This is a genomic window from Armatimonadia bacterium (assembly GCA_039679385.1).
In the GTDB taxonomy this organism is placed as follows: Bacteria; Armatimonadota; Zipacnadia; order Zipacnadales; family JABUFB01; genus JAJFTQ01.
This window is the reverse complement of record JBDKVB010000030.1, coordinates 1-5,750: the sequence shown is the minus strand read 5'-3', so window position 1 is coordinate 5,750 and position 5,750 is coordinate 1. Positions and strand designations below refer to the sequence as shown.

Sequence of the window (5,750 nt, the reverse complement as noted above, 5' to 3'; positions counted from 1 at the left end):
TCGACGCCCTCGGCGATCTCTGCGCCGGTCTTGTCGAAGTTCTCGCGACCGTTGGCGGACCGGTAGATGAAGTCCTTGCCCCAGTGGAACCGCACGGCGCCGCCGGTCCCCGAGATCTCGACCTCACTGCGGCCGATGACGTTCAACATGCCCTCGATGAAGGTGCAAACGCCGCCGTTCTCAAACTCGACGACGGCAGTAGTCACGCTGTTCCACAGGGCCTGCTCACCGGTCATGGGCGTGCTCCAGGCGGTCACAGCGACTGGCTTGCCGAAGACGCAGCGTGCGAAGTCCAGCTCGTGCACGGCCACCTCGAACAGGTAGTGCCCGACCTTGGTCGGATCGTCCCGCCAGGTATGGTTCCAGTTCTCCTTGGGGGCCGAGTAGCGGCAGATGATGCCGTGTCGCGGCTCGCCCAGGTCGCCGTCCTTGATCATGCGCAGCGTCTTGTCGAAGTCCGCGATATAGCGCAGAACCTGCCCGATCTGCAGCTTGACCTTCGCCTTGTTGCAGGCGTCGATCATGGCCTGGCAGTCGGCAAGAGTGAGCGACATGGGCTTCTCGCAGAACACGTGGCGACCGGCTTCGGCTGCGGCAATGGTCATGGGTGCGTGCTGGTCGTTGGGCACGGCTACGACCACCGCATCGGGGTTCTGGGCGTCGAGAACCTCCTGCAGCGTGGCGTAGCTCGGCACCTCATAGTCCTTCGTGAAGGCCTCGCGAGCTGCCTCAAAGGGGTCAACGCCGGCGACCAGCGTCGCGGTGTCGAGGGTCTTCAGTTGGTTGATGAGCGACTTGCCCATGCCCCCACAGCCGATGAGTGCGACACGAACCTGTGACATGACATCCTCCTGGCGGATTGCCGTTGCCGGCGTTTGCATTCAGGTGAGCTTTGCCGCGAGCCGCGGCGTTAGTGGAGCTCCTCCTGCCTTCGAGTGCTTACCACGTCTGCTTCTGTGCGGCCTCGTCATTCTTGATGTGCTGCGCCAACTGCTCCAGCGGCAGAATCGACGGCAGCTTCTGCTTGTCGGTGTAGATATGCACGCCGTAGGGCGGAAGGGTCTCGTCGAAGCTGTCGGTCACCGTCACCACATACCTGTCTTCGGCCAGCACCCGGAAGCGCTTCCCTCCGGAGCGAGGAACGAAGACCCTTACCTTGGCCTCCTCAGGACCGCGGTTCACAACCACGATCGCCAGTCCCTCGGCGTCCTTCCAGGCTTGCAGTACCACGTCGGCCTTCGGCGTCTGCGGGAAGTTGGCGACCCGGCAGTTTGCCACGGGCTCGCCGCCCTGCAGCATCGGCACCAGGATCGCCATTTCCGGTCCCAGCGCCTCCTTGTAGGTGTTCCATACGGAGGGGTGCTTGATCGCCCGCGTCCAGTCCTGAGCCAGAATCCCCTCAGCGCCTCCGAGCAGACCCAGGTAGTGCATGCAGCGCACCTCGGACAGGGTCGGTGCACGGTCGGTGGCAGCCCGCTCTGGGCTCAGATCGCCCTGACTAGACCCCTGGGGCATCAGCCACGGTGCACGGAGGGTCGGCTGGCCTGCAGCCACATCGGCGAGCGCCTGTGAGATCGTCGCCAGGGGCTGACGTGGGCCACCCTCGGCGGCAAACCCAGGCGTGGCGACCAGGCACGGGATGTCCGAGGCGTAGCTCATCCGCGACAGCAGGGCTGCATCGCCGTCCACCGCCACGCAGGGGTGATACGGGTCGGCGGCGGTGACGGTCTGGTAGACCTTCTCCAGGCTTGCCCGCCAGAGCGCTCCCCGGGGTTCCCTGCACACTTCCCAGGCAAGCACGGCCGGATGCGAGGCGTACTCTGCTACGAAGGTCTGGATATCCCGCAGGTCCTCCTCCGTTACCACTGCACGACCGCGGAAGCCGTAGGAGGTAACCTCGTCCGGGTACGGTGGCAGGACCACCCCAAGGCTCAGCTTCCGGGCGTCATCCAGGGCTGCCTGAAGCTTGCCGTCGCGGGCCAGTTTCCAGGCCTGGGCGAGGTGGATGGTGTTGCACCTGGCCTGCAGCATCCGTGCGTCTGCGCCGGAGTCCGCGAAGCCGAAGGGGTAGAACCGCCGACCGTTGACGCGCAGATGCCCCTGGGCGTCCAGGATCACCTCGCGTGCCTGCGGCTTGAGCTTGCGGACCACCTTCGCACTCTCGACGATGACCTCTCCCTGCTTGAGCACCTGCGCACGAATCAGGTAGTCGCCCGCCGGGATGATCTCGCTGGAGAAGGCCACGGTGGCCTCACCGCGTGGCAGGAGCGTACGCACCGTCCGCACGGACATCTCCGTGTTGCCTGCACTCAGGGCGGCCCGTAGCTCACAGCCTGACAGGTCGCGGATCGGCGCATTGACCTTCATCCGGCACACGATCTCGGGCGACGGAAGGCTTGCGTAGATCGTGTCGCGGTAGGCGGGCTCCTCCAGGGAGATGGTGATGGGCGGGTAGTCCAGACGCATCGGGAAGCGCCCTGCGAACAGCACGCTCTCAGGCTGGCGCCGGACCACCTCAAGGCTCACGTCGGAGAAGCCCGGCTTGCCAACGACCACCGGGACCGTCAGCACGCCTCTGCCGCGGCCGAGATTGGCCTCAGTCTGGTTCTCACTGGACAGCCCCTCAAGGCTCTTGAAGGTGGCCTTGATGCGCGTGGCGACGCCTCGGCCGGTCCAGTTCACGTAGGGTACTCGAAGCGTCCCGATGAGCTTGCCCTCGTCATAGCGAGGATCGACGAACTGTGGGGTGTCGATGGAGACCAGCTGCGCCCGGAAGTTCACCTTCAGGTCCGTCAGGGCTCCAAACTGCTCAGCCTGGTCGCCCTGCGGTCCCGACCAGCAGGAGTCTTCCGTCGGCTGCGTCTTCTTGTGCCGGCACAGATTCAGACCCCAGGTGCTCTTCACATCCCCGGGCAGCCTCAGCCCGGCATAGGGGACCTTGACCTCAAGTTGCCAGCCTTCGGCCGTCGTGGCGGCGGCCACCTGGGCTCCGGACTCGTAGTCCATGTCGGTGGTGACCCCGCCATGGGTCATCCAGGCGTCATACAGGGCGCCCTTCGGGTTCATCACCAGACGAGCATAGCTGTCGCGGCGATTGCTCGGGTCGAGCAGCACCTCGACACAGTCGTCGTCCCAGACTGTGTCATCACGAGCCTCCAGGGTGGCGCGCAGGCCTTTCACCTGCGGGTCGAGACACTGAACCGCCAGGTACAGCGCCGTGTCGTCGTACAGCACCCGGAACAGGCTCTGCGCCCGTGCCGCCTGGCCTGTGCGTGCATCCACGAAGTTGCTGACCAGCGTCTGGTCCTTCCAGCATGCATCGTCCAGCTTCCCATCAATCGTCGGCGCGTCCTTCGTCCGACCGGCCTCCCAGGATGGCGGATCGGCGACGGCGGCCGCCCCGACCAGGAGCAATGCTATGCCTACTAGTACTCTTCGCATGAGATTTCACCGTCTCTCGAAGGCTTTCGGGCCCATACATATGCGGTATTCGCCCCCTTCCCACACACACCTTCTGATCACCACGAGTTTGCCAAGCTCACTGTGGCTCCTTCGCTCCGAGACAACACGCCTGCCTCCTGACCTTGCTCACACTGAAGGGCTTTGCCCCGCAGCACGCGAATAGACCCCTGCAAACACCAGATTCCCTTCGCAAGGCCCGCACAGACATGGTCTGCAGGCTCCCCAGTCCCCTGGACCGAGATCCCAGGTCGCGTCCTTCCTCACGGTTGAGGGCCGTGGTGGTCCTTGCCTGCCTGTGTGGGGGCGCCGGTCTGGCTCTGGCAGCGGTTCTCGCACGACCACCCGTGGCGAAGCTGCGGGAAGAGTTGGCCCGCATCCTCGCACAACGCGAGTACCAGCAGGCCGAAGCGCCCTGGCTGCGCAAGCTCCTGCAGCGGATTGTGGAATGGCTCTCTGACCTCTTCGGCGCTTGGTCGCCGCAGGTCCATGCTCTCAAGGAGGCCTGGCCGGCGCTGTACTGGGTGATCGTGTTTCTCCTGGTCGCGGTGCTGGCGCTCCTGCTGTATCACATCGCGCTGACACTTCGCATGGCCTTCGCAGGTCCGCGTCGTCGGCAGGAAGCCCCGGTGTCGGTTCGGCAGGTGTCCCCGGACGCCCTGCGAGCGCGAGCTGAGTCGATGGCGAAGCAGGGCCGGTATCTCGAGGCGATCCGCGCCCTCCTTGAGGCCCTGATGCGAAGGCTCGATCGCCTTGAGGTCACTCCCTACGACCCCTCGCGCACGAACTGGGAGCTCCTCGAAGCTCTTGCGGCAGCCCCCGTGATCGCCCGCGAGTTCGAGCCCCTGGCCCGGCGTCTTGACCTGGTGCTGTACGGGGGAGCCGTCGCGGACGCAGAGACCTTCCGGATCTGTGCAGAGCAAGTTGACCGGATCTGGACCGCAGGGGAGGGGTCGGCGTGAAGCCACGGACCCTTCCCATCGTGATCGTGGTCTGCCTGGTCGTCTTCAGTGTCGTCTACTCGCTCCTGACGGCTCACCAGGCGACCTTCGACCCGTACTGCGACCACTCCAGCCTCCGCACGAACCAGTGGGGCACGAAGGCGCTGCGCGAACTGCTGCAATCGACGGGCCTGCGGGTGCAGACTCTCGGTGAGCCCTGGACGTCGCTGGGCCCGGAGGTCCGCCTGCTATGGGTCCTCGATCCGCAACTGGTGGCGACCGAAGGCGAGGTTCTCGCGCTCCTGCAGTGGGTTCGGCAGGGCGGAACGCTGATAGTCGCTCCCGATGCGCGACCTGCGAACCGCGGGATGAACCCAGGCTCTGCGGAGGCCGACCTTCGCCTTCTGGCGGCGCTTGGCTATCTTGCGGTTGACACCGGGCCTCGCGACAAGCCTGTCGAGGTCGGCCGCGGCAAGGACCCGCTTCTCCGCGAGGTCAGGCGACTGGAGGTCCAGGGTTGGCGGCTCAGGGCCAACCCCGAGGCCACCGAAGTTCAGTCGGCACTCAACGCGGTTCGCTTCCAGAAGGACCGCCGCAGTACGCTTCCGCGACGACTGCTGACGGCCCGGTCCGAAGTGCTGGTCGCCGACGACCGCGGGGTGCTCATGGCTCGGTTGCGTCATGGCAGGGGACAGGTCCTGCTCCTCAGCGACGCCGACCTTGTGGCGAACCGTGACCTGCCACGAGCCGACAACGTGGTCCTCGCTGCCAACCTGTCCTTCGCAGCTCCCGACGCGACGGTGTGGTTCGACGAGTACCACCACCGCCGGAGGGCAGATAGCACACCCTTGTCGGGGCTGGACACCTCGGCTCCGCGGCGAGCGATCCTGGCTGCGCTCTTCGCCCTGGGCCTGTATCTCCTCGGCCGAACGGTGCGCTTCGGCACTGCGATCCCGGTGACGCAACCCTCGGGCCGGTCGGCAGTGGAGTATGTGCAGGCCTTCGCTGCGCTGTACCGGAGGGCAGGGCACCGCACTGCTGCGGCAGAGATGATCGCCTCGCATTTCCGCTCACGGCTGGCACGGGCAGGCGGCGCGCGACCGGATGACCGTCCCGAGCGACTTGCAGAGGCCGTGGCGGCTCGCAACCCGAACCTTGACCCCGGCGAGGTCCTGGCCCTGCTGCATGAGCTGGCCGACACCTCGCGACTCGACGACAACCGTTTCCTATCACTGACCCGACACGTGGCACACCTCGAGCAGGAGTTGACGACCCGTGACCTTTGATGCCTCCGCCTCCGAGCAGCAGTCCACGCCGGCCCATGCGGCAGATCTGGCACGCCGCCTTTCC

The 5,750-nt window shown here is 65.9% G+C and carries 4 protein-coding genes; 2 read left to right on the top strand and 2 right to left on the bottom strand.

Features of this window, described 5'->3' with window-relative positions; genetic code table 11:
• Together ABFE16_02860 and ABFE16_02855 are read right to left on the bottom strand one after the other, a co-directional pair.
• The coding region (locus ABFE16_02860; GenBank protein ID MEN6344213.1) for a Gfo/Idh/MocA family oxidoreductase at positions 1-842 on the bottom strand (842 nt) is incomplete at its 3' end.
• A 97-nt stretch (positions 843-939) separates the two neighbouring features.
• Positions 940-3,441 (bottom strand): sugar-binding protein, encoded by a 2,502-nt coding sequence (locus ABFE16_02855; protein MEN6344212.1) that lies wholly within the window; start codon positions 3,439-3,441, stop codon positions 940-942.
• A gap of 299 nt (positions 3,442-3,740) precedes the next feature.
• Here ABFE16_02855 and ABFE16_02850 point away from each other — a divergent pair, with 299 nt between their 5' ends.
• Both ABFE16_02850 and ABFE16_02845 read left to right on the top strand, forming a co-directional pair.
• Positions 3,741-4,421: a DUF4129 domain-containing protein gene (locus tag ABFE16_02850; protein MEN6344211.1), complete on the top strand. Its 681-nt coding sequence runs from the start codon at positions 3,741-3,743 to the stop codon at positions 4,419-4,421.
• Entirely contained in the window at positions 4,418-5,686 is a 1,269-nt protein-coding gene (locus ABFE16_02845) for a DUF4350 domain-containing protein (protein ID MEN6344210.1), read from the top strand. The genes ABFE16_02850 and ABFE16_02845 overlap by 4 nt, the downstream gene beginning before the upstream one ends.
• Positions 5,687-5,750 lie beyond the last annotated feature (64 nt).

Bases quoted from the DNA above. Each gene is read 5' to 3' on its own strand.
- ABFE16_02855 (MEN6344212.1), bottom strand. From the start codon at position 3,441: ATGCGAAGAGTACTAGTAGGCATAGCATTGCTCCTGGTCGGGGCGGCC.